The sequence below is a fragment of the Thermococcus kodakarensis KOD1 genome, from assembly GCF_000009965.1.
Taxonomy (GTDB): Archaea; Methanobacteriota_B; Thermococci; order Thermococcales; family Thermococcaceae; genus Thermococcus; species Thermococcus kodakarensis.
Window position 1 is genome coordinate 909,260 of the sequence record NC_006624.1, and the last position, 20,095, is coordinate 929,354.

Below are 20,095 nucleotides of genomic sequence, written 5' to 3' on the forward strand. Positions count from 1 at the left end.
ACCTAAAAGCTTTTGTGGTCTAATGCCGTAAAATATACGGTGAGTGAGAATATGTGCAGGATACTCTTTGCCCGCGGTATTGGACAGGAAGTTGCACCCCTTTTTGATGCCCTGATAAAATCCGCACAAAACGACCCGTACCGGGAGAAGAGGAACAAGAAGACCCAGCACCCCGACGGCTGGGGGTACGTCCTTCTGAGGGAAGAAAACGTTACCCACTACAGATCGGTTTTACCAATATTCAACGATCCCAATGCTGAGAACCTGCTTAATTCCCTCACGGAAGAGGATTCCCAAGTCGTGCTGATGGCACACGCCCGGGCCGCTTCGCAGGGTGGAAAGACCCTCTTCAACGTTCAGCCGTTCCAGTTCTCCACAAGACACGGTTTCTCCTTCTGGTTCATGCACAACGGCGATCTGGACAAAGAAGCGCTCATCTGGAAAGCGGGGTTTAAGGGAGAAGAGCTAGTCAATGCCTCTGACAGCTACGTATTCGCGGCGTATCTCTCCAAAACCATAGACAATATCACACCCGAAGAGATTTCCAGGAGGTTCGTGCTTGGGCTGGAAACTACCAGAACCACGCTGAACACGGGAACACTGTTTTTACTGCCCGATGGAAGCTGGAGCGCGTTTATAACTGCCTACATGGTGAACAAGTATACAAACAGCCTCGATGACTGGAACTATGCCAGGCTCATAGAGCTCAAAGCCAATGACCTGTACGCAGTGGCTTCGTCCACGCTGGAGCTGTACCACGAAGCCCGGTGGAGAACTCTCAACAACGGGACTGCGATTTCAATAAGCGGGGATAAAATCGAACGCTTCTCCCTGGGTGATGCCTGTGGACCTTAGGGCGCCCATACGGGTGTATATGACTAAAAAGCTGATTGGAGTGAAGCCCGACGACACGGTGAAGAGGGCAGGGGAGGTAATGGTCGAGTTCGACATAGGCTCCCTCGTGGTCGTTGATGAAAACGGCGACGTCGTGGGCTTCCTGACAAAGGGAGACATCATAAGGCGGATGGTCATTCCCGGCCTGCCAAACACCACTCCCGTGAAGGAGATAATGACGAAAGACCTCGTAACCGTGCCCTCAACGGCCCCGCTGGGGGAAGTCCTCGATCTGCTCTCAAAGAAGGGCATCAAGCACGTCCTCGTGGAGGAGGAAGGAAAAATAGTGGGCATATTCTCGATAAGCGACCTCCTTGAGGCGAGCAGGAGAAGGCTTGAAACGGCCATAGCCGCGGAGTGATGGGTATGATACGGATAGCCCACATAAGCGACACCCACATCACCAACGAGGGAGCATTCAAGGGCTACGCCTTCGATCTCATCGTCGAGGAGATAAACAGGGGCAACTTCGACTTCGTCATCCACACAGGGGACATCACCAACCAGGGCCTCCGCGAGGAGTACGAGCAGGCGGCTTATCAGCTCAAGAAAATCCAAAAGCCGCTCGTTGTTCTGCCGGGCAACCACGACGTTAGGAACGTCGGTTACAAGCTCTTTGAGGACTTCATAGGACCTCTCAACGGCGTCTATGAGTTCAGGGACGGCGTCGTTATCTGGGTGGACTCGACTATTCCAGATCTGAGCGATGGAAGGATAGGCGGCCACAAGTTCCGCTGGCTTAAGGAGAGACTTGAGGAGTATTCCGACAGGAGGTTCAAGATCGTCGCTGCCCACCACCACCTCGTCCCGCTTCCCGACACTGGAAGGGAGAGAAACGTCCTGTTCAACGCGGGAGATGTTTTAGACCTCCTCTTAAGGCACGGGGTTACACTATACACCTGCGGCCACAAGCACGTGCCAAACGTCTACCGCGTTGAAGACCTCATAATAGACAACGCGGGATGTACCTCATGCAAAAAGACCAGGAAGGGTGATGTAAACAGCTACAACATAATAGAGCTCTACGACGACGGCAGGGTCAGGGTGACCATAAGGCGCGTCACGGGGGATGAGATCACAAAGGAGCACAAGCCCGTGAAGCCCAAGATATTCGTGCCCTCGGGAAGGAGGCTCTTCAGGATAGTCCAGATGAGCGAGAGCAACGTCTCCGACAGGGTTTACTTCAGGAGAAAGACCCTTGAGAACGTCGTCAGGATGATCAACGAGAGGCTCAGGCCTGACCTGGTGGTGCACAACGGCGACATGGTGGATGCGGGGATTGAAAGGTACTATGAGAGGGCCTACGAGTACTACAAGCTCGTTAAGCCGCAGAAAATCCTCGTTCCAGGCCACAACGACATAACTTACCTAGGACACGAGCTCTTCCAGGAGTACTTTGGGGAGCCAGAAGTCCTTGAACTTGGGGACATCGTCATAATTCCCGTCCTCAGCGCGCAGTATGAGACACCGATAGGTGTCGTCGGAAGGATGGGCCAGAAGAAGCTCAGGAACACGCTCAGAGAATACGAAGGCAAGTTCAGAATAGTGGTCATGCACCACAATGTCATTCCAGTACCGAAGAGCAGGGAGATAGGCTTCCTGGAGGATGCTGGGGACGTTTTGAAGGTTCTGACCGATGAGGGAACGGAGCTGGTTCTTACGGGCCACGGCGGAAACGCCTTCGGGGTGAAGATAGAGAACACTCCAATAGTCAATGCCGGTTCAGTCAGCTGGGAGCTCCACAGGAACCCGTTTGGAAACAGCTTTAACCTCGTGGACATCTACACTGATATGGTGGTCGTCTGGGAGGTTCAGTCCACCTGGGGCAGCAGGAAGCTGCTTGGGATATGGAAGAGGAAGAAGCACTAAACTCCCATCTCTTCCAGCTTTTTCATCATGTCCGCAAGAATCGTGGAAACGGTGCTTTCCAGTTCCACGTTCTCAATAACAGGGATTCCATGTTCCCTTGCCCGCTCAACAAGGTAATCCTGGATGCGCATTATCCTGTCCACGTGTTTAACGTACTTCTCTGCATCCCTCTGGGAGTATCGGGCACGCTCGTAGAAGTGGGCTATGAGGTAGTCTTTCTTGGGCACCGCGATTACGTACATGAACTCGTCTTCTCTCGGCTCGACGAAACCTGGGACTACATGGATGCCCTCTATCAGGGTGTTTAAGCCCTCTCTTCTAGCCCTCTCAAGGACGGCCTTTATTCCAACTGAAACGTGCTTAACCTGGGTCTCAAAGCCATAGATGAGCGGGTCAGAGTTCTTGGGGGCTTTTACTACCCTCTCTGCAAGGAATGAAGAGACGTGGATGTCGGGGAGAAGTTCCTTGGCTATTATCTTTCTCATAACCTCTCTTATCGTATCGGTTCCGATTATGCTCCGTATTCCAAGCCTGAAGGCCAGCTCGGTCGCTATCGTGGACTTTCCAACTCCAGTCGCTCCGCCTAGGAGGACGGTTAGCCTGACCTTTCTCCTCCTCAGCTCGCGCCAGAATAGGTATCTCTTTGCTTCTTCCCTAAGTCCTTTTTCTAGGAGCTTCTGGTACGTTAGCTCCCTTATTTCCTCGGTTGTTACCGACTTCTTCCCCTTCCATTCGAGCTCTTTCTGGACTTCAGTCGCGATGGCGTAGGCTATGCCCACGTCTATCCCAGCGAGTGTTATGGAGCGGGTGAGTATTCCCCTTGAAAACGGGAGCCTTATCTTCCTCTCGCTGTCGGTCACTATGATCATGCTCTCCTCCCCAGAACTCTTTTTCCAAGCTCTAGAACTGATTTTCTCAGGTCTTTGCCGTCTATATTTACTGGTTCGTTGTCAAGATATATAACCTCGATGCCCCTCTCCAGCGCCCACTTTGTAACCACATCAACGGCCGCCGCCTTAAGCTCCACCGCCACGGCATCGATACCTCTAAACTTCTCCAGGTCTTCTCTCAGCTTCGGCCTGTTCGAAAGGTTCCCTGAAGTTGCAACGACCTCTGCTCCAAGCCCCTCAAGGTGCTCCTTGGCCTTGGGTAGAGCGCTCTGAGATGTCATTACGAGGCCGAGTTTTTTGCCTGAGATGTTGCCCAGGGGCCTCGGGCGGAACGCCGTGAAGTGAAGGTCGGCTTTCGGGTTTATTTCCTCCACGATTTTTCTGATTTCGGCTCTCTTCTCAGGGTTTATCTCGTCCGACATTGTGACGATTATCAGGTCTGCCAGGGCTATCCTGAAGGGGCCGAAGTAGCCCCGCAGGAAATCCGTTTTCTGCCTTCCGCCGATGATGAGGATGTATGCATCAGTTCTATAAGCTGGAAACGTTGCCCCGCTTCCCTCGAGGATTATTAGGTCATGGGGAAGGCTCTCAGCGAGCTCAACACCTTTGTCCACAACGTCAAAAAAGGGAAAGCCCGCCATTCCACCGCCACATCTTCGGCAACCGATGGTCGTCACCCTTGAAGTCAGGGCGTCCTCAAAGTGATCCGAGGCAGCGTGCTTACCCTCTTTGGCCACCTTGAGAAGGAACTGAGGTGTTAGCTCAATTTTCTCGCCCTCTATGAGTTCAGGCTCTTCAGGCCCACCTCTGCCCATTGTCACGACCACCGGGCGTGCAACCTCCTTAAGGGTTCTCGCCACAAAACCGCTGACTGCTGTTTTCCCAACCCTCTTTCCAGTACCGATGATTGATATGCTCGGCTTTTTGGTCTTCTTTAGCGGCTTTGGAGTGAACGTAAAATCGGCTCCCCTGTAGGTAACTCCCAGGAGCATGCAGAGGGAGGCTATCCTAAACCGGTCTTCGTACGTTAGGACGGGTTCGTCGCTTAAGTCAACGACCTCTTCGACGTCGTTTTCAAGGACTGCCCTCTTTAGCGCATCGAGATAGTTGGGGGAATGATAGAGGGGAACGCCAATCTTATCCTCAAGGGCCTTTAAACTCCCTATCTTCTCAGTTCCCCCTAAGAAAACCGCACAGCAGACATCCCCGAGCTTATGAATTGCCCATTTGGTAACATCCGGGTAGTGTTCGCCGTCTATGAGCACAACCCTCATCCGCTCACCGGGATAAGTACTCCCTAATCTGATTTAATCTTTTCTGGGGGCTCAGAAGAGGAAGAGTTATAAAGGTCAAAGGTGCACAGTTATCGGCCTCAAAGGCCAATAAGGAGGTGTTAGCCATGGCTGAGATGCTTGTTAAGTCCAAGGTCAAGGAGTTCGTTAAGAGCGTCGACCCCGAGATGAGGGTCAGCCCGGAGTTCTACGACGCCCTCGAGGCTGAGGTCAAGGCCCTCGTCGAGAAGGCCATCAAGAGGGCCCAGGCCGAGGGTAGGAAGACCCTCTACGCCAGGCACGTTTGAATTTTCTGCCATCTTTCAGTTTTTCCTTACCCGATTTTAGCTTTTGAAAGCCTTGAATGATTCTGTTGTCATCAGCTTGGATTTTGATAAGTGCCCGTGTGCATCTCACTATTTTCTCACGATAAAATCGCTGGCCTAAACCGATAAATTTTTATATACTCATCACACTAGTTGGGTACAGAAAATTGTACTACAAAACTCTGTACCCGGTGGTAGCATGGACGATTTGAGAACCCAGCTGGAAGAGCTGAAAAAAAGGCTGGAGGTGCTTGAGGAGAGCATTGATCCCGTTGACGAGCTAATGCTCTCTATAAAGGCTCGCCTCAAAAAACGACTTGAGGGAGGGGCCCTACCTGGGATAGACGAGGAAAAGGCCGCGAAAACCCTCAAGGCCCTCGCTAACCCCGACAGGATAAGGATACTAAAAATGCTGGCGGAGGGGCCAATGGGCTTCAAGGAGATCAAGGAGACCCTGGGAGTCGAGAGTCCAACCGTTTCTCACCACCTCAAGCTCCTCGTGAAGACTGGAATGGTGAAGAAGGGGGAGAAGTACGAGCTTTCGTCTAACGGGCGTTTGTTTTTGCGCCTGCTTGAGATCATCACGGTACTTGACGAGGTGGAGGAATGATGTACGGATTTGGCTTTGGTGAAGAGAGAAGCTTAAGGTTTAGGATCGCAGAATACATGAAGGCCCTCGCAGCGCTCCTGATAATCGTCTGGCTCTTCAAGGGGCCGCTGAAGCTTGAGGCCTACAACGACTACATGGTGTACGCGATAATCGCGCTCATCTTCGCCTTTGAGCTCCTGAGCGTCGGCAAGTGGTTCGGGGTAACGATAAGCGGAATTGTCTTTGCGCTGGCCAAGGGTGCTTTCTGGACGAGCGTCTTCCTGTTCTTCGGGAAGTGGCTCGGACTTTCGGAGACGTTTACTGGCGAGAACGCCACGATAACAGCGGGCACGATGTTTGCCTACGCGGTCGTTCTCACAATAGCGGGTCTCCTCTTATCCAAGTTCGACGAGAGAAGGATTGATTGGAAGGTTGAGAAGAAGGCCTACGAGTTCAACGGAGCTTCCTTCGGAGAGGTCAAGCTCAATGGAAGCGGCAAGGCCTATCCCGTGAAGTTCGGGAGAAAACTTGTGGGTTGGGTCATTGACGGAGACCTAACGGTGGAAGCGGAAACCCCAATAGGAAAGGTCACAAGAAAGCTCCTCTCTCCCGTTGCGGTATGGACTTCGGAAAAGATTGCCGTAAAGAAGACTTCCCCTGATCCTGGCTTCGTCAAGAGGGCGAACGAGCTCATCAACCCGGAGGGGCTCTACCGCGACAAGAACAAGGCGAGCGTCGTTGACCTCGGAGTGGTGAAGGTCTACGAGGGCAACGGCTTCGAGTACGTGAAGGTGCCCTTTGTGGAAGTCATCAGCACTCCAGCGGGGGAGGAAGTGAAAATAGGCCCCATGAGGTTGCGCGACGGCCGTGTTTGGAAGCCCAGGGGAGAGATGCTCACCATCAGGGAGCTCACCAACGGCTTCCAGCTCACCAGAGTTGGTGAAAGACTAACCATCCAGACTGAGGAGTACACGATAGAGGTTTCAGGTGACAGGGTGACCTACAGGAGCGGCGATGAAGTGCTGAGCCTCGGCGAGACCGTTTCCCTCCGCTCGGGCGATATCTCCGTAACGGTGGGAAGGGGAAGGGCCAAGCTGAGGATTGAGGACGTTGTAATCTCGGCCCGCGACGGGACGGTGAGAATCCGCGTTGGGGGCAAGACCCACACAATTGAGAGCAGAGAGGCCTGCAACCTCGTCCTGAGGAAGGCGAAGGAGATAGTGGAGGAGCAGGGCGTTGAGATGGTGGAGGGCCTCGGCATAGACAGGGCCAAACTCAACGCGCGCGTTAAGGAGCTCATAGACGAGCTCATGAGGTATCTGGGGTGATGGGCTTGGAACCTGGCCCGGAGAGAAGGGAAGAAGAATACACGGGGGGCGAGAGGCCCCTCTTTGACTTTGTTTCGGAGGGGTGGCTGTGAGTTCGAGGGCGGAAAGCACTCCTTAAGGCTTGTGGCCCAAAAGGGAGGAGTTGTTAGGATAAGAATGTGTGAAGGTGATGGCCATGATCTTTGAAAACGTGAAGATGGTTGAGATATCCGCCGTGAACGGAAAGGCGGAGATCGAGGGCTGGGAGAACGACCACGCAGAGGTAAGCTACACCCTACACGGCGAAGCCGAGGTGGAAGTCGAGCAGAGGGGAGAGAAGCTCATCATCAGGGAAGAGCCAAAGAAGAGGTTCTTCAACCTTCTCGGAAAGAGCGGCTGGGCCGAGATTACCGTAAAGGTGCCGAGGAAAGCCACCGTTAGGGCCTCCACCGTGAACGGCGAGATAATGGCAAGGAACGTCTCCTTCGAGAAGGTCTCCACGGTGAACGGCAGGATAGAGCTTGAAAACTGTGAGGCGGGGGAAATAAGCAACGTGAACGGGAGGGTGAGAGCCTACTTAGCGCTCGCAAAATCTCTGAAAGCGAGCAGCGTCAACGGCCCGATCGAGCTTGAGATAGAGGAACTTGAGGGAGACGCGAAAATAAGCAATGTAAACGGGAGCATTGCTCTTGCCCTCTCGGACTTCTGTGACGCGAGGGTAAAGGCGAGCCGCGTGAACGGAGCTATAACCTTCGAGGGAATTGACCCGGAGAACCCGGTCATCGGCACGGGCGAGTTCGAGGTGAAGGTCAGCACGGTAAACGGGAACATTGTTGTGAGGAGGATTTAGGTTTCTTTTTTGCTCACCTCTGCGCGGAAGGTAGAAGGGAAGTGAGCAGGCAAGAGATGCTGGATAAGTCGGAGAGAGGGAGGAGAGACCATGAGATTTAACAGGGACTTCTGGCTCTTCGCGGTGGGACGCTTTGTTTCCCAGCTCGGCTGGGCGGTGCAGGATGTAGCTTTGCCGCTCTACGTGCTAGACAAGACCCACAGCGGGAGCATGATGACGGCGTTCATCTTAGCTGAGATGATTCCCGCTCTGATAGTCATGCCCTTTGCGGGGGTTGTGGGCGACCGCTACAACCGAAAGAAGTTGATGGTCTGGTTCGATATCGCGAGGGGAATTCTCCTCTTCGGCGTTCTGGCATTCAACCTGCTGGAACTGCACCAGTTGATAGTCGTTCAGGTCATAATGGCCGTCATGGGCACGTTCTTTGGCTCGGCAACGAGTGCGATGTTTCCCGACTTGGTAGAGCCTGACGAGCTTGAGAGAGCAAACTCGATAACTGCATCGATGAACATTTTGGCAAGGCTAATTGGCCCCGCCCTCGGCGGCTTCATCTATGCAATAGGTGGAATTAGACTGGCCATTCTCATCAACGCGGTCAGCTTCTTCGGCTCGGGTCTGTTTGAAATCCTCATAAAGTACGAGTGGAAAACGAGGGAACTTGAGAGTTTCTCCCAGGTAGTTGAGGATCTGAAGGAGGGAATCTCCTACCTGCTCTCGAACAGGTATCTGAGAACTCTCATGTTCTTTGCCCTGTTCATGATAGCCTTTGGACAGCCCTTTGGGGCCGTTCTCATGCCCTACTCCTTCAGGGAGGTTCTGAAGTTCTCAAGCTACCAGTTTGGCCTCCTGGAAAGTGCTTTCATGCTCGGCGCCCTCGCCGGGAACATGCTGGTTGGTATAAAATTCGGCAGAAAAGCCGGGAGATACCTCTTCCACGCCCTCCTCCTGGATGGAGTCATGATACTCCTCTTCACGTGGGCAATAAGTCCGCTATCCTCCCTAAACAAGGCGGGGGCGTTTCTCTTCCTGGCAACGATAAACGTCCTCTGGGGGGCAATAGAGGCCTTTTTCAACGTCCCGCTAAACGCTAAGATACAGCGCGCCGTCCCGAGCGAGCTCAGGGGGAGGGTGTTCTCGGCCATGGCGGTTATGATGCACGCTTCCGGCCCCCTCGGCCTGATGGGAGTTGGGCCACTCCTCGACAGGTTTCCGGCCTGGAAAGTTGCCCTCGGCCTCTGGACCGGGATGGGGATTGTAGTTGCCTATTTCTGGGCGAGGCACAGGGACGTCTTGCTGGCCGACGTGGGAGCTGGAGACGGAAAGGAGACGAATAGAAGCCAAGGGATTACTTGACCTCTTTTAGTTTTCCTTCCCTTTTCTCTATGGCCCTAGCCATTATGAAGAGAAGGTCACTGAGCCTGTTGAGGTAGACGAGTGCGTTCTGGCCGAAGCCGTAGTCGAGAACAAGCTTCGCCACTCTTCTCTCGGCCCTCCTCGCTATCGCCCTGCAGACGTCGAGCTTGGCGCTGGCTATTGTAGAGCCAGGCAGGACGAAGGACTTGAGCTGGACTTCTTCCTCGTATTTATGGATGAACCCCTCGAGCCACTTAACATCTTCCTCGCTGACCTTCGAGTACTTGCCCTTGCTGGCGAGCTCAGCCATAAGGTCGTAGAGCTGAACCTGGATTCTTTCGAGGGTTTCTGCCATCTCTTCAGGGACGTAGTGCTTTGCTTCCCCGATAAAGCTGTCCAGCTCGTCTATCGTCCCGTTTGCTTCCATAATCGGCGAGAACTTTGCCACGCGGTCGCCGGTGAAGAGACCCGTCAAACCCTTATCTCCGGTTTTTGTTGTTATAGACATTTTTTCAACACCGCATCATCATACGTTGCCACGCCTTTTAGAATTTACCTGTCGAATTGTTCCAAAAATTGACTGGAAAGGTAGGAAAAACTTATTTATACACCCCTGCCGTTTTTAACTCGGTGATCCACCAATGAAACGGTCTGCGCTAGTGTTGATAGTGCTGTTGCTCTTGAGTATAATCCCAGCGTGGGCGATTAAACCAGTGACGGCGGTGCAGGAAACGACTAGTGCAGTTATCTCCGAGAAAATATATGCATCTGAGGACACTTGGATAGACGAAGATGGTTACGTTGATTCCAAAAACTATCGCCTACGAGTAGGTGTACACTACGGAAGCGAGGAGAGAGCATACCTAAAGTTTGATCTCTCGACATTGCCCGAAAACGCCATCATAGTGCGGGCAACTCTAACCCTTCACGCCTATTACCACTCTGGCTCTAGGTCCCATAACATCACTGTCTACGGAGTATTGGATGACTCATGGAGCGAGGACACATTAACCTGGAACAATCAACCCACAGATTATACAGGAGTTCTAAACTGGACTATTGTCGAGCTTCCAAATGGAAACGTTGATTCAAATGTATCTTGGGATGTCACTGACTTTGTCAAATCTCAGTTCGAAGAAGACAAAGTCGTTAGCTTTTATCTCCACTCAAATCTCAGCGACTTAAACGTGAATGATTACATATACTTCAACTCAAAAGAGAGTAGTCACGGAAATCATCCATGTCTCGAAATCGTCTATGAAGTTTCAGAGCCGCCTCAGATTCCCGTTGTCCCAATCCAAGAAATCCAGAGCAACACCACCGATGGAGACGCATCAGCCTACGTAGGTCAAACCGTCCAGACCGAGGGCGTTGTTACAACAGTCACCAGCAGAGGATTCTTCATACAGAACGGTACTGGCCCTTGGAGTGGGATCTACGTTTATACAGGATCTACCCCTGATGTTTCCATTGGCGACCTCGTTCAAGTTACAGGGAAAGTAAACGAGCACAAGACGAAGAATGATAATAAAGGTCTCACCGAGATTGACGTCAACAGTATGGAAGACATTGTCAAGCTCGGAACCGCGGAAGTTCCTGACCCTGTTCTCCTTCCAACGGGCAACGTTTCCCAGGAGCGGTGGGAGAGCGTCCTGGTGAGAGTGGAAAACGCCATCGTGACCAACACCAGTTTGGGATACGGAGAGTGGGAAGCGGACGACGGAAGCGGGCCCGTTAGAATAGACGACATGATATACAAGTACGACCTACCGAAGGTGGGGGACGTTTTCAGGTACATCGTAGGAGTTGTGTACTATTCATATGGCGACTTCAAGATAGAGCCGAGAGACGCGGATGACATGGCTCTCGCGGTTCCAGAGATACTGAATCTCAACGTGAACCCGAAGTACGTTGATGAGAGCATGATAAACGTAACCGTCAGGAACAACTACGACCACGACGTTTCTGTAACCCTCAACCTGACGATCTCCGACGGCACGGCCGTGAGCAGGCAACTGACCCTCGGCCCGCAGAACACCAGCACCGTGAGCTACGAGTGGAACCCAGCCAAGCCAGGGAAGTACACAATCGAGGTGAAGCTGTACGACGATTCAGGCAGGTTGCTCGACTCCAAGAACACGACCGTTGAAGTTTCCTTTGGTTTCGGCATAGCCTCGTACAGCGTTCCGGAAGTCGTCCTGGTGGAGGAGCCGCAGATCCTAAACTTCACGATAGCCAGCAACTACTCCACCGCCAAAAAGGCCGCCTTCACTGTAACCATGAACGGTACCGTCATCTACCAGAACGACAGCCTGGAGGTTCCCGCCGGTGGTGAGATTAAGGTCGCTATCCCGTGGAGCGCCCCGAGATACGGCACCTACGAGATGCACGCCGTACTGAAGATGACGAACAGCCTGGGAGAGAACGTGACAGTTAAAGAGCTCACAAAGACCATCTTCGCCCAGTACAATGTCACCCCCGTGGCTACGGAAGAGATCATCCCAACTGAGGACGCTTACAGCTACTACTACAACGGTACAGAGTTCAGCTGGAAAGATTACCACCCGTACAATGAGAAGAGAGAGCTCGCGATTGGAAACTCCTCTAAATACTCCAAACAGAGAGCGTACTTCAAGTTCGAGATCCCAGAGCTCTCAGGGGATACCGAGATAATCTCAGCAGAATTTGAAGTCTACGTGCCCTATATCGGGGACTTGGATGTACCCATGGACGTCGGCGTTTACAAAACAACCACGGATTGGAACGAGAGCAAAACGCCCTCCGAACCGCCCATTCCAGATACTCTCCTTGCCCATGGAGAACTCTCAAAGGGATGGGTTTCATGGAACATAACCGAGTTCGTCCGGAACAACACTGGAAAAACTGTTGCCCTACTCCTCAAACTGACGGACGAGAGCATAGACAACTACGCGTGGATTTACTCCAAGGAGAACCAAGACCTGAAGCCCCACCTCAAGATTACATACAGGATACCCCTGAATATCGAAGAAGTCGGAAACACGACGGTTGCGGTGGTAGGAAACGCTACCGTGGAGAAGAACGAGAGCTTCTTCGTCGTTGAGGTCGGCGGAAAGAACTACACCTTCAACGTCACCGCGGGGAACCTCATAGTTGACACCGAGAACATCAAACCAGACACCCCATCACTGGTGGCCTACTGGAAGGCCAAGATCTCTGGTGTTGAAACGAAAACGGGAGAATACCGCGTCAAGCAGAACCTCAAAGTCGAGAGACACGTCATCCAGACAAACGTAACAGTTCATCTGGCTATGGAAGACCCCTCCGTGGCCGTTCTCCTGGTACCCTGGATGGGTGACACCGTTAGGGATGTAGTCGTCACCAAGGGCAGCCAGAACATCACCCTCGAAGAAAACGACACAACCGACGAGCTCGGATACTACTACATCACCTCAGATGCAGTCGTTGTGGTTCTTAAGAAGGACCCAACCGACGTCACCGTCGTTTTCGAGAGCTCCAGCACAGTTACAAAGACTCTAGCATCGGAAGTCTTCTACAGAATGGCACTGTTCTACACCTACTACCTCAGAAACCACAACGAAGAGCTCGAAGATGCCTACGCCCAGTTCCAGAACCTCACCAGCGAGCTAGAGGCTAGGGGAGTTGACCTGAAGAACGTACCCGTGGATGAGATAAACAGCAGAATGCAGGGATACCGTGAGAGCTTTGCCCGGCTGCCGGAAATCACCGATATAGTCTCCAACCAGGGAGGACTCGGAATAATCACGGCGTTCAGGGTTTCGAGGCAGGCTTTTGTCCTGTACAAGAGCTTGATGGATGAGCTGGCCTACTGGAACAAAGTACTCTCAAACGCCCTCACTGCGGCTGAGAACAACCAGAGCGTTGTTATAATCCCAAGAAACGTCTCCGTACTGATAGACCTTTCCCACGACCAGTACTATGGCAGTAAGGTAGGGATAAACGGGCTGGTCAGCAGGATCACAAAGGAGTTCGGCTGGAACGTTGAGATGAACCACGAGCCAATCACGTACGACAAGCTGAAGAACTACAACGTTGTTATAATACTGAACCCAAAGATCGACTTATCCAGCGAGGAAATCGCCGCCCTTAGGAAGTACGTCGAAGAAGGTGGGGGGCTGATAATAGCGGGAGACTGGTACAAGTACGTGAACCCGAGCCTCAATGAGCTCCTGAGCGGCTACGGCATCACTCTCGAGAAGACTGAGCTCATGGACGACGACCACAACAGCGGAAAGCCATACTATCCGTACGTCGGAGCGTACAACAGGAACACTCCTATAACCAAGTTCATCCCAGATGGATGGATGACCTACTATCACGGCGACACTTTGACAGTAGAAGGAAACGCCGTATGGGTCATCAAGGCCTTTGAAACCTCCTACGCCGTTGACGCCGACGGAAACGTTGTAAACGAAAAGGGCAGCCAGCCCGTCGTCGCCGCGGCAGTCGAGGTCGGAAAGGGAAGGATCATCGTCTATGGCTCGAGCAGGGCCTTCAGTGACAGCTACTATGGCAAGTACATAGCCAGCAATTGGCCATTCATAAAGGGCGCTCTGCTCTGGCTCGTTGGAGAGATTTGAGGTTTTTCTTTTCCTTATATTTCTCTCGGAGGAACGAGAATTCCAAGTTCCGTTATTATCCCCCTCACGTACTTCCAGGGGGTAACGTCAAAGAGAACGTTTCTAACCCTGTGGCCGTTCCTTGCATAGGGCCGTTCTACCAATTCAACGTCCCCGCTATTCAGCTCAGGATGGAACTTGAAGCTCTCCGCGGCGGCATAGAAAGGAACACCGTTGTCATAGCAGGCCAGAGCCAGAGGGTAGGTACCAGCTTTGTTTACGACTGCACCGTCGCGCGTTACGTTGTCGGCACCAACCAGCGCCAGCGTTGCCTCCTTCGAAAACAACCCGACTTGAGCGTCGGTTATCACCTCATAGCTGATGCCAAGGGCTGAAAGCTCGTTCGCAAGTGCCAGACCCTCAAAATCTGGGGCACTTTCAGTGAGGATAACTTTGAACGAGCGCCCCTTCCTCTTCGCGGAGGTGAACACTTCGAGAACCGCGGAGGAAAAGGAGTGGGTTATCACGATGTCCCCATTGTCAATCAGCTCACTTCCAATGTTGCCAATCTCTTTTTTTGCCTCATTTATAAGCCTCAAAAACTCCTCAGCCCGGGATTTTAGAAGACCAGGGTCATCGGTTATTGGAATGAACATAACAAGATTGTAAAGGGATGCCATCGTTGGGTTAACCTTGGGAAGTTCTTCCCTCATTTCTTGAAGGGCGTTCTTCAGCTCGTTCCCTTCAAGCAGATCAGCCAGAAGAAGGTACGCTTCTGCCCCTTTCTGCGCCATCCAGCTGGCGCCCCGAATTCTCTCAACCCTCATGTCCTCAAGAAGAGACCTTATTTCAGGAGGGAGCATGTAAATCCCTCAGAGTGCCGATTTGTCGGGGTAAACGACCATTCCGTTTTCAGTTATCTCATATGGGCGTATAACGTTGTCAAAACCGCTTCCCCTGAACTTGGTTATTTTAAGCGCCCTTTCAAGCCGCCCTTCTTTCTGGAAGAGTTCAAGCTCTATTACTCCATTGACCAGGTACTCCTCGATGTCCGCTTGTTCCCCCTCTGCGGTAATTAGAACTGTTGTTCTAAGCCGCATCATGGTTTTGATAAATGAGAGAAACGCCTTCCTGTACTCGAGTTCATCCGAGGACGTGAACTTGAGCATGGTTATCGGATCCACAACAACCCTGGAATAGCGCTTTGTCTTAAACTGCTCTTTAATTGCATCGGTGAGCTTGTTGAGGTTCTTTGCAAATGACTCAAAAAAGTCCTCGACGAGGACGTAGTGCTCGGTGGTGGGAGTGGCATCTATCAGCGTGAAGTTCTCATTGTAAACGTCGAAGCCCATCCTGCTGAAATCCTGCTTTATGTTCTCCCCCGGCTCCTCAAGGGTAATGTAGAGAACGCTTTCTCCATTGGAAATCCCGGCCATGGCAAAATGCATCGCAAGGGTTGTCTTGCCAGTTCCAGGTGCCCCCTTTACCAAATACGTCCTGCCTGGAATCAATCCGCCATTGAGCATTATATCCAGCCCTGGTATCCCCGTGGATATCCTGGCAGTTATCATTGTATACTCCCACTGGAGTATTTAGTTAGTCAATTATAAGAACTTTTCGGAGTTACTCCAATTACACAAGTCTGCCCTCGAACCAGTGCTCACCGCAGGATATACATAAATATGCATGTTAATAGCCAGGATTAATAACCCACCGTAATTCTTTTAACGCGAAGTCCTTATAAGGTGAGGGATTAACCGCGAGAGGTGGTTAAAATGGTCAGGTACATGGTTACATCTGCGTTGCCTTACGCTAACGGGCCGATTCACGCTGGACATCTAGCTGGAGCGTACCTGCCGGCTGACATCTTCGTGCGCTATCTCCGCCTAAAGGGCGAGGAAGTTCTCTTCATCTGCGGAACGGACGAACACGGAACGCCGATAACATTCCGCGCGCTCAAGGAAGGGAGAAGCCCGAGGGAGATCGTCGACGAATTCCACGAGCACATAAAGACCACCTTCGAGAGGGCAAAGATAAGCTTCGACTTCTTCGGCAGAACGGAGCTTCCCGTCCACTACAGGCTGAGTCAGGAGTTCTTCCTCAAGGCCCTTGAGAACGGCCACCTTGTCAAAAAGGTCACCAAGCAGGCCTACTGCGAGCATGACAAGATGTTCCTCCCGGACAGGTACGTCATCGGCACCTGCCCCTACTGCGGCGCCGAAAACCAGAGGGGAGACCAGTGTGAGGTCTGCGGGCACCCGCTAACGCCCGAAATCCTCATCAACCCGCGCTGCAATATCTGTGGCAACCCAATAACCTTCAAGGATTCAGCGCACTACTACATCCGCATGCAGGACTTCGAGGAAAGGCTTAAGAAGTGGGTTGAAAGCCAGGAGCACTGGAAGCCCAATGTTAGAAACACCGTCCTCGGCTGGATAAACGAGGGGCTTGAGGAGAGAGCTATAACGCGCGACCTCGACTGGGGTATTCCCGTTCCTCTGGATGATGAGGACGTGAAGGGAAAGGTCCTCTACGTCTGGTTCGAGGCTCCGATAGGATACATCAGCATAACCATCGAGCACCTAAAGAGGGAAGGAAAGGAGAACGAGTGGAAGAAGTTCTGGCTCAACCTCGACGGCGAAACAAAGGTCATTCACTTCATCGGCAAGGACAACATCCCGTTCCACGCGATATTCTGGCCCGCCTTCCTAATGGCCTACGGCAAGTACAGAGATGAGGAAGTCGAGGCCGAGTGGAACCTGCCCTACGACATCCCCGCGAACGAGTACCTCAACCTTGAGGGCAAGAAGTTCTCAACGAGCAGGAACTGGGCGATATGGGTTCACGAGTTCCTCGACGTCTGGCCCGCTGACTACCTGAGGTACTACCTCACCGCCATAATGCCCGAGACGAGGGACAGCGACTTCTCCTTTGAGGACTTCAAGAAGAAGATCAACGAGGAGCTTGTGAACAACCTCGGTAACTTCGTTCACAGGGCCATGACCTTCGTTAACAGGTACTTTGACGGCGTCGTCCCGGAGAGAGGAGAGCTGAACGACCTCGACAGGCAAGCCCTCGAAGAGATAGAGAAAGCCTTCAAGGAGACTGGAGAGCTAATCTCCAACTACCGCTTCAAAGACGCTTTAAAGAGGGTCATGGAGCTGGCCATATTCGGAAACCGCTACTTCGACTACCAGAAGCCGTGGAAGACCGCTAAGGAGAACCGCGAGAGGACGGCAACGACCGTCAACGTCTCGCTCCAGATCGTCAAGGCCCTTGGAATACTCCTCGAGCCGTTCCTGCCAGATGCCAGCGAGAAGATATGGCACCTCCTAAACCTCGAGGAAGTCAAGAAGTGGAGCTTTGAAGAGCTCCCAGCCGGGCACAGGGTAAGGAAGGCCTTCCCGATGTTCAGGAAGGTAACTGACGGGGAGATAATATACTTCATAGTGAACTACATCGGCAGGGGCAACCCGGACAGCGCGAAGATTCTCCTAAACAAGTACTACAAGCAGGAAGACGTCGTTAAGGTCACCCTTGAGCGCTTCGGAGAGAAGAGGAAGGACGAAGCTCTAGCGCTCCTTAAGTCAATCTACGGTGATGAGTTCAAGGGCGAAAAGCCCGAAAAGGCCGGTAAGGCCGAGAAAAAGGAGAAGGTTAAGGAGGGTAAAAAGATGGAGTACGTGAGTTTTGACGAGTTCGCCAAGCTGGATTTGAGGGTTGGAAAGATAATAGAGGTCAATGACCACCCGAACGCGGACAGGCTCTACGTTGTCAAGGTTGACCTTGGGGACGAGGTCAGGCAGCTCGTAGCCGGGCTTAAGAAGTATTACAAGCCCGAAGAGCTTCTCGGCCACTACGTCGTCATCATAGCCAACCTCGAACCCAAGAAGCTCCGCGGCGTGGAGAGCCAGGGGATGCTGCTGGCAGCGGACGACGGCGAGCGCGTTGCCCTGCTCATGCCGGACAAAGAGGTAAAGCTCGGGGCAAGGATAAGGTAAAAAATCAGAGGGTCAGCTCGACCCAGTTTTCTCTTCCCTTTTTGTACACCCTTACGAGTCCCTGCTTCTCAAGCCGCTGGAACATCCTCCAGGCGGTTGTCTTTGGTATTCCAAGCTCGTTCCTGACGTCAGACTGTCTGGCCACGCCCCCGCGGTCGTAGATGTAGAGAAGGGCTTTCTTTTCTTCGTCGTTGAGGTTCATTGAGTCAAGCTTTTTCTCAAGCTCCTCTCTGTTTATTTTTTGTACTATGCTAGTGGTATCATCGCTGTTTTCATTGCCGCCTGTCTTGCCCTTGAAATACCACAGAGCCCCCACTACCACAGCTAACAGCACAACAAGGACACCTATCAATACTAGGCTCGAGCTACCACCTTTGCTGGAAGTTGTGGAGGATTCACTGACGCCTGCCGTAGTTGTGGAAGAAGTACTCGATTGACTTTGAGGCGTTGTCTGGGTGGATGTTGATGTTGACGTCTCTGTCTCGGTTGGAGGAGGTAAGATATAGGAGACGCTTATGTTTCCTGGGGGCATAACTAAATATTCGTCCGTTATTTCAACTGGGATCTCGCTCAGGTCAACTATAATCGCCCCCTCGGGGAGAACTATCTTAACCGGAACGTCCGAACTGAAAGCAACAGTCCAGACTTCCCCCGATTTCGAGGTAATGGACGCGGTATAGTAGGTTATGTTAGCAACTGTTGCACTGCCCATTATTTCAAGAGTGGATCCATTGACGTTGTAGAATAGGGGCTCACCGTTTTTGTCAAGAACCAGAAGGGCATCAACCTTATCGGAGAGGAGCGGGACAACGTTAACAACAGAATAGTTATCGAGGGCAACGAGTTCCTCGACCCTGACGTACCCGGTTGGGTCAACTGTTACTTCCAGCGAAACAACCTCCTGGGCCTTCACAAATGAGGAGATTAAAAATAGAAACACAAATAGGGCTACTGCCACTCTTTTCACCTTTTCATCCCTCCCGAAAAAGGTAGTAAAAAGGGATTATAGTCTTTACGGCCTTTCAGAGCTGTGGGCTTTGTCGTGTCCTCTGCCAGGGTTGGGGGTAATCGGTGGCTTCCACGGCAGGTTGCCCATTCTCATGTTCTTCATCAGTAGTATTCTAATTTCCATAAGTTTTCTGTTGATTTCGACGAGGAGCTCCTGGACTCTCTCACGATCGCCCCGTAGGGAGGCTTGTTCGAGTTCCCTTCTGAGTGCCTTTAGTTCCTGTATCTTTTCCGTCAAGTTTGCTATGACGTTCCTGTTCTCTCTTATCCTGGACATATTCTCGATAACAGCCTCGTTTATTCCCATCAGCTTAGGCATCAGCTCGTCGAGCGCTTTGAGCTGCCTGCCAACGGCCTTAACTGCCTGAACCTTGAAAGTCCGCGAAGTCACCAGGATTATCTGCCTGTGGAGTTCCGCTCTAGCCTGTACCAGTTCTGGAAAGTCCTCTTTTAGAAGGGTGAAGTTGCCACTCGTCAGGTCTTCTTCAACTTTCTCCACAAGGGTTTTAGTCAGGTTGTATGCCGAGACGAACTCGGGGGTAACGTTGGTGCGGTTCATTATCAGCTCGGCGTACTTAAGCTCCCTCACTGCCATCTCAAGCTGCACTCTCACGGCATTCTGGAGCTTCCACATCTCCATTCCAGGTGAAATCTCTTTTTCCTCTTCCCCGGCAGCCGCACCTTGCTTCAGCGTCATTATGACCTCTTTATAGAGGTGCATGGCCTCAATGGCGTACCTGACCGTTTCAGTGTGATTTCCTAACCTGTAAGCTTCCCAGGCCTTTTCCCTGAGCTCGTTTGCCCTGTTGTAAACCGAGAGTGTCTCATTGCTCACGTTGGATGTGCTGATCCGTTGCGCAGTGTAGTTGGCGAGCCTGTCCACGACCTTCAGCAGGCCGAGAGTTGAGTTTGCTGTACTGTTGGTCTCATTGTTAACATCATCTCTGAGAACTTCACTCTCACCGCTGCTGGATGTTACACTGTCCGCCAGTACCACGGCGCCCGTTGATGCCAGCATGATCATAACCATAAAGAGGGCAACTACTTTCTCCTTCATATCCCATCACCATATTCAAGTGTGCCCCATAAGGTTATTAGGAATTCGGGAGAAACGAGGTGTTTAAACGTTTCCAAATGTTCCAGCCAGCGAAAACAAA

General features: G+C 52.1%; 17 protein-coding genes. 10 read left to right on the plus strand and 7 right to left on the minus strand.

The features are described from left to right. Positions 1–39 precede the first annotated feature (39 nt). Genes TK_RS05095 through TK_RS05105 form a run of 3 tightly spaced genes read left to right on the plus strand, consistent with a single transcriptional unit; the run spans position 40 to position 2,763 of the window. Positions 40–855, plus strand: coding sequence for a class II glutamine amidotransferase (locus tag TK_RS05095; RefSeq protein ID WP_232500622.1), 816 nt, complete (start codon positions 40–42; stop codon positions 853–855). Further along, entirely contained in the window at positions 845–1,255 is a 411-nt protein-coding gene (locus TK_RS05100) for a CBS domain-containing protein (protein WP_011249987.1), read from the plus strand. Before TK_RS05095 ends, TK_RS05100 begins: the two co-directional genes overlap by 11 nt. 5 nt (positions 1,256–1,260) lie before the next feature. Beyond that, positions 1,261–2,763, plus strand: a complete 1,503-nt coding sequence (locus tag TK_RS05105) for a metallophosphoesterase family protein (protein WP_173254076.1) — start codon at positions 1,261–1,263, stop codon at positions 2,761–2,763. On the opposite strand, the gene TK_RS05110 is transcribed toward TK_RS05105, so the two are convergent. After that, the gene (locus TK_RS05110; protein WP_011249989.1) at positions 2,760–3,632 is read right to left on the minus strand and encodes a 2-phosphoglycerate kinase; all 873 of its coding nucleotides are present in this window, start codon (positions 3,630–3,632) and stop codon (positions 2,760–2,762) included. The two genes, TK_RS05105 and TK_RS05110, sit on opposite strands and share 4 nt — an antisense overlap. Then, the gene (locus TK_RS05115; protein WP_011249990.1) at positions 3,629–4,927 is read right to left on the minus strand and encodes a 2,3-phosphoglycerate synthetase; all 1,299 of its coding nucleotides are present in this window, start codon (positions 4,925–4,927) and stop codon (positions 3,629–3,631) included. Before TK_RS05115 ends, TK_RS05110 begins: the two co-directional genes overlap by 4 nt. Positions 4,928–5,052: 125 nt before the next feature. Between TK_RS05115 and TK_RS05120 the strand changes: the two genes are divergently transcribed. The 5 genes from TK_RS05120 to TK_RS05140 all read left to right on the plus strand — a co-directional run bounded on the left by TK_RS05120 (position 5,053) and on the right by TK_RS05140 (position 9,349). Next, positions 5,053–5,232: a hypothetical protein gene (locus TK_RS05120; RefSeq protein ID WP_011249991.1), complete on the plus strand. Its 180-nt coding sequence runs from the start codon at positions 5,053–5,055 to the stop codon at positions 5,230–5,232. Positions 5,233–5,449: 217 nt separating this feature from the next. Continuing rightward, positions 5,450–5,860, plus strand: a complete 411-nt coding sequence (locus tag TK_RS05125; RefSeq protein WP_011249992.1) for an ArsR/SmtB family transcription factor — start codon at positions 5,450–5,452, stop codon at positions 5,858–5,860. Further along, positions 5,860–7,167: a hypothetical protein gene (locus TK_RS05130; RefSeq protein WP_011249993.1), complete on the plus strand. Its 1,308-nt coding sequence runs from the start codon at positions 5,860–5,862 to the stop codon at positions 7,165–7,167. The genes TK_RS05125 and TK_RS05130 overlap by 1 nt, the downstream gene beginning before the upstream one ends. Positions 7,168–7,336: 169 nt before the next feature. After that, positions 7,337–7,996, plus strand: coding sequence for a DUF4097 family beta strand repeat-containing protein (locus TK_RS05135; protein ID WP_232500623.1), 660 nt, complete (start codon positions 7,337–7,339; stop codon positions 7,994–7,996). A 90-nt stretch (positions 7,997–8,086) separates the two neighbouring features. After that, positions 8,087–9,349 carry an MFS transporter gene (locus TK_RS05140; RefSeq protein WP_011249995.1) on the plus strand — a complete coding sequence of 421 codons (1,263 nt, stop codon included), beginning with the start codon at positions 8,087–8,089 and terminating at the stop codon, positions 9,347–9,349. Here TK_RS05140 and TK_RS05145 read toward each other — a convergent pair. Further along, entirely contained in the window at positions 9,342–9,857 is a 516-nt protein-coding gene (locus TK_RS05145; RefSeq protein WP_011249996.1) for a cob(I)yrinic acid a,c-diamide adenosyltransferase, read from the minus strand. The two genes, TK_RS05140 and TK_RS05145, sit on opposite strands and share 8 nt — an antisense overlap. Positions 9,858–9,990: 133 nt before the next feature. Between TK_RS05145 and TK_RS11655 the strand changes: the two genes are divergently transcribed. Further along, positions 9,991–13,950, plus strand: coding sequence for a DUF4350 domain-containing protein (locus TK_RS11655; protein WP_011249997.1), 3,960 nt, complete (start codon positions 9,991–9,993; stop codon positions 13,948–13,950). Positions 13,951–13,964: 14 nt separating this feature from the next. Here the strand turns inward: TK_RS11655 and TK_RS05155 are convergent, their stop codons facing one another. Together TK_RS05155 and TK_RS05160 are read right to left on the minus strand one after the other, a co-directional pair. Next, positions 13,965–14,792, minus strand: coding sequence for a translation initiation factor IF-2 (locus tag TK_RS05155; RefSeq protein ID WP_011249998.1), 828 nt, complete (start codon positions 14,790–14,792; stop codon positions 13,965–13,967). Positions 14,793–14,801: 9 nt separating this feature from the next. Beyond that, on the minus strand, positions 14,802–15,500 hold the full coding sequence (locus tag TK_RS05160) for an RAD55 family ATPase (RefSeq protein ID WP_011249999.1): 699 nt from the start codon (positions 15,498–15,500) through the stop codon (positions 14,802–14,804). Between the two features lie 204 nt (positions 15,501–15,704). On the opposite strand from TK_RS05160, the gene metG reads away from it, so the two are divergent. Further along, the gene (metG, locus tag TK_RS05165; RefSeq protein ID WP_011250000.1) at positions 15,705–17,930 is read left to right on the plus strand and encodes a methionine--tRNA ligase; all 2,226 of its coding nucleotides are present in this window, start codon (positions 15,705–15,707) and stop codon (positions 17,928–17,930) included. 4 nt (positions 17,931–17,934) lie between these two features. Here the strand turns inward: metG and TK_RS05170 are convergent, their stop codons facing one another. Together TK_RS05170 and TK_RS05175 are read right to left on the minus strand one after the other, a co-directional pair. Continuing rightward, positions 17,935–18,888 (minus strand): helix-turn-helix transcriptional regulator, encoded by a 954-nt coding sequence (locus TK_RS05170; RefSeq protein WP_048053703.1) that lies wholly within the window; start codon positions 18,886–18,888, stop codon positions 17,935–17,937. A gap of 54 nt (positions 18,889–18,942) precedes the next feature. After that, positions 18,943–19,995 carry a hypothetical protein gene (locus tag TK_RS05175; RefSeq protein ID WP_011250002.1) on the minus strand — a complete coding sequence of 351 codons (1,053 nt, stop codon included), beginning with the start codon at positions 19,993–19,995 and terminating at the stop codon, positions 18,943–18,945. Positions 19,996–20,095 lie beyond the last annotated feature (100 nt).

Coding starts and splice junctions, on each gene's coding strand:
- TK_RS05175 (WP_011250002.1), bottom strand. CDS start 19,995: ATGAAGGAGAAAGTAGTTGCCCTCTTTATGGTTATGATCATGCTGGCA.
- TK_RS05105 (WP_173254076.1), top strand. CDS start 1,261: ATGATACGGATAGCCCACATAAGCGACACCCACATCACCAACGAGGGA.
- TK_RS05135 (WP_232500623.1), top strand. CDS start 7,337: ATGGCCATGATCTTTGAAAACGTGAAGATGGTTGAGATATCCGCCGTG.
- TK_RS05160 (WP_011249999.1), bottom strand. CDS start 15,500: ATGATAACTGCCAGGATATCCACGGGGATACCAGGGCTGGATATAATG.
- TK_RS11655 (WP_011249997.1), top strand. CDS start 9,991: ATGAAACGGTCTGCGCTAGTGTTGATAGTGCTGTTGCTCTTGAGTATA.
- TK_RS05110 (WP_011249989.1), bottom strand. CDS start 3,632: ATGATCATAGTGACCGACAGCGAGAGGAAGATAAGGCTCCCGTTTTCA.
- metG (WP_011250000.1), top strand. CDS start 15,705: ATGGTCAGGTACATGGTTACATCTGCGTTGCCTTACGCTAACGGGCCG.
- TK_RS05130 (WP_011249993.1), top strand. CDS start 5,860: ATGTACGGATTTGGCTTTGGTGAAGAGAGAAGCTTAAGGTTTAGGATC.
- TK_RS05140 (WP_011249995.1), top strand. CDS start 8,087: ATGAGATTTAACAGGGACTTCTGGCTCTTCGCGGTGGGACGCTTTGTT.
- TK_RS05125 (WP_011249992.1), top strand. CDS start 5,450: ATGGACGATTTGAGAACCCAGCTGGAAGAGCTGAAAAAAAGGCTGGAG.
- TK_RS05120 (WP_011249991.1), top strand. CDS start 5,053: ATGGCTGAGATGCTTGTTAAGTCCAAGGTCAAGGAGTTCGTTAAGAGC.
- TK_RS05155 (WP_011249998.1), bottom strand. CDS start 14,792: ATGCTCCCTCCTGAAATAAGGTCTCTTCTTGAGGACATGAGGGTTGAG.
- TK_RS05145 (WP_011249996.1), bottom strand. CDS start 9,857: ATGTCTATAACAACAAAAACCGGAGATAAGGGTTTGACGGGTCTCTTC.
- TK_RS05115 (WP_011249990.1), bottom strand. CDS start 4,927: ATGAGGGTTGTGCTCATAGACGGCGAACACTACCCGGATGTTACCAAA.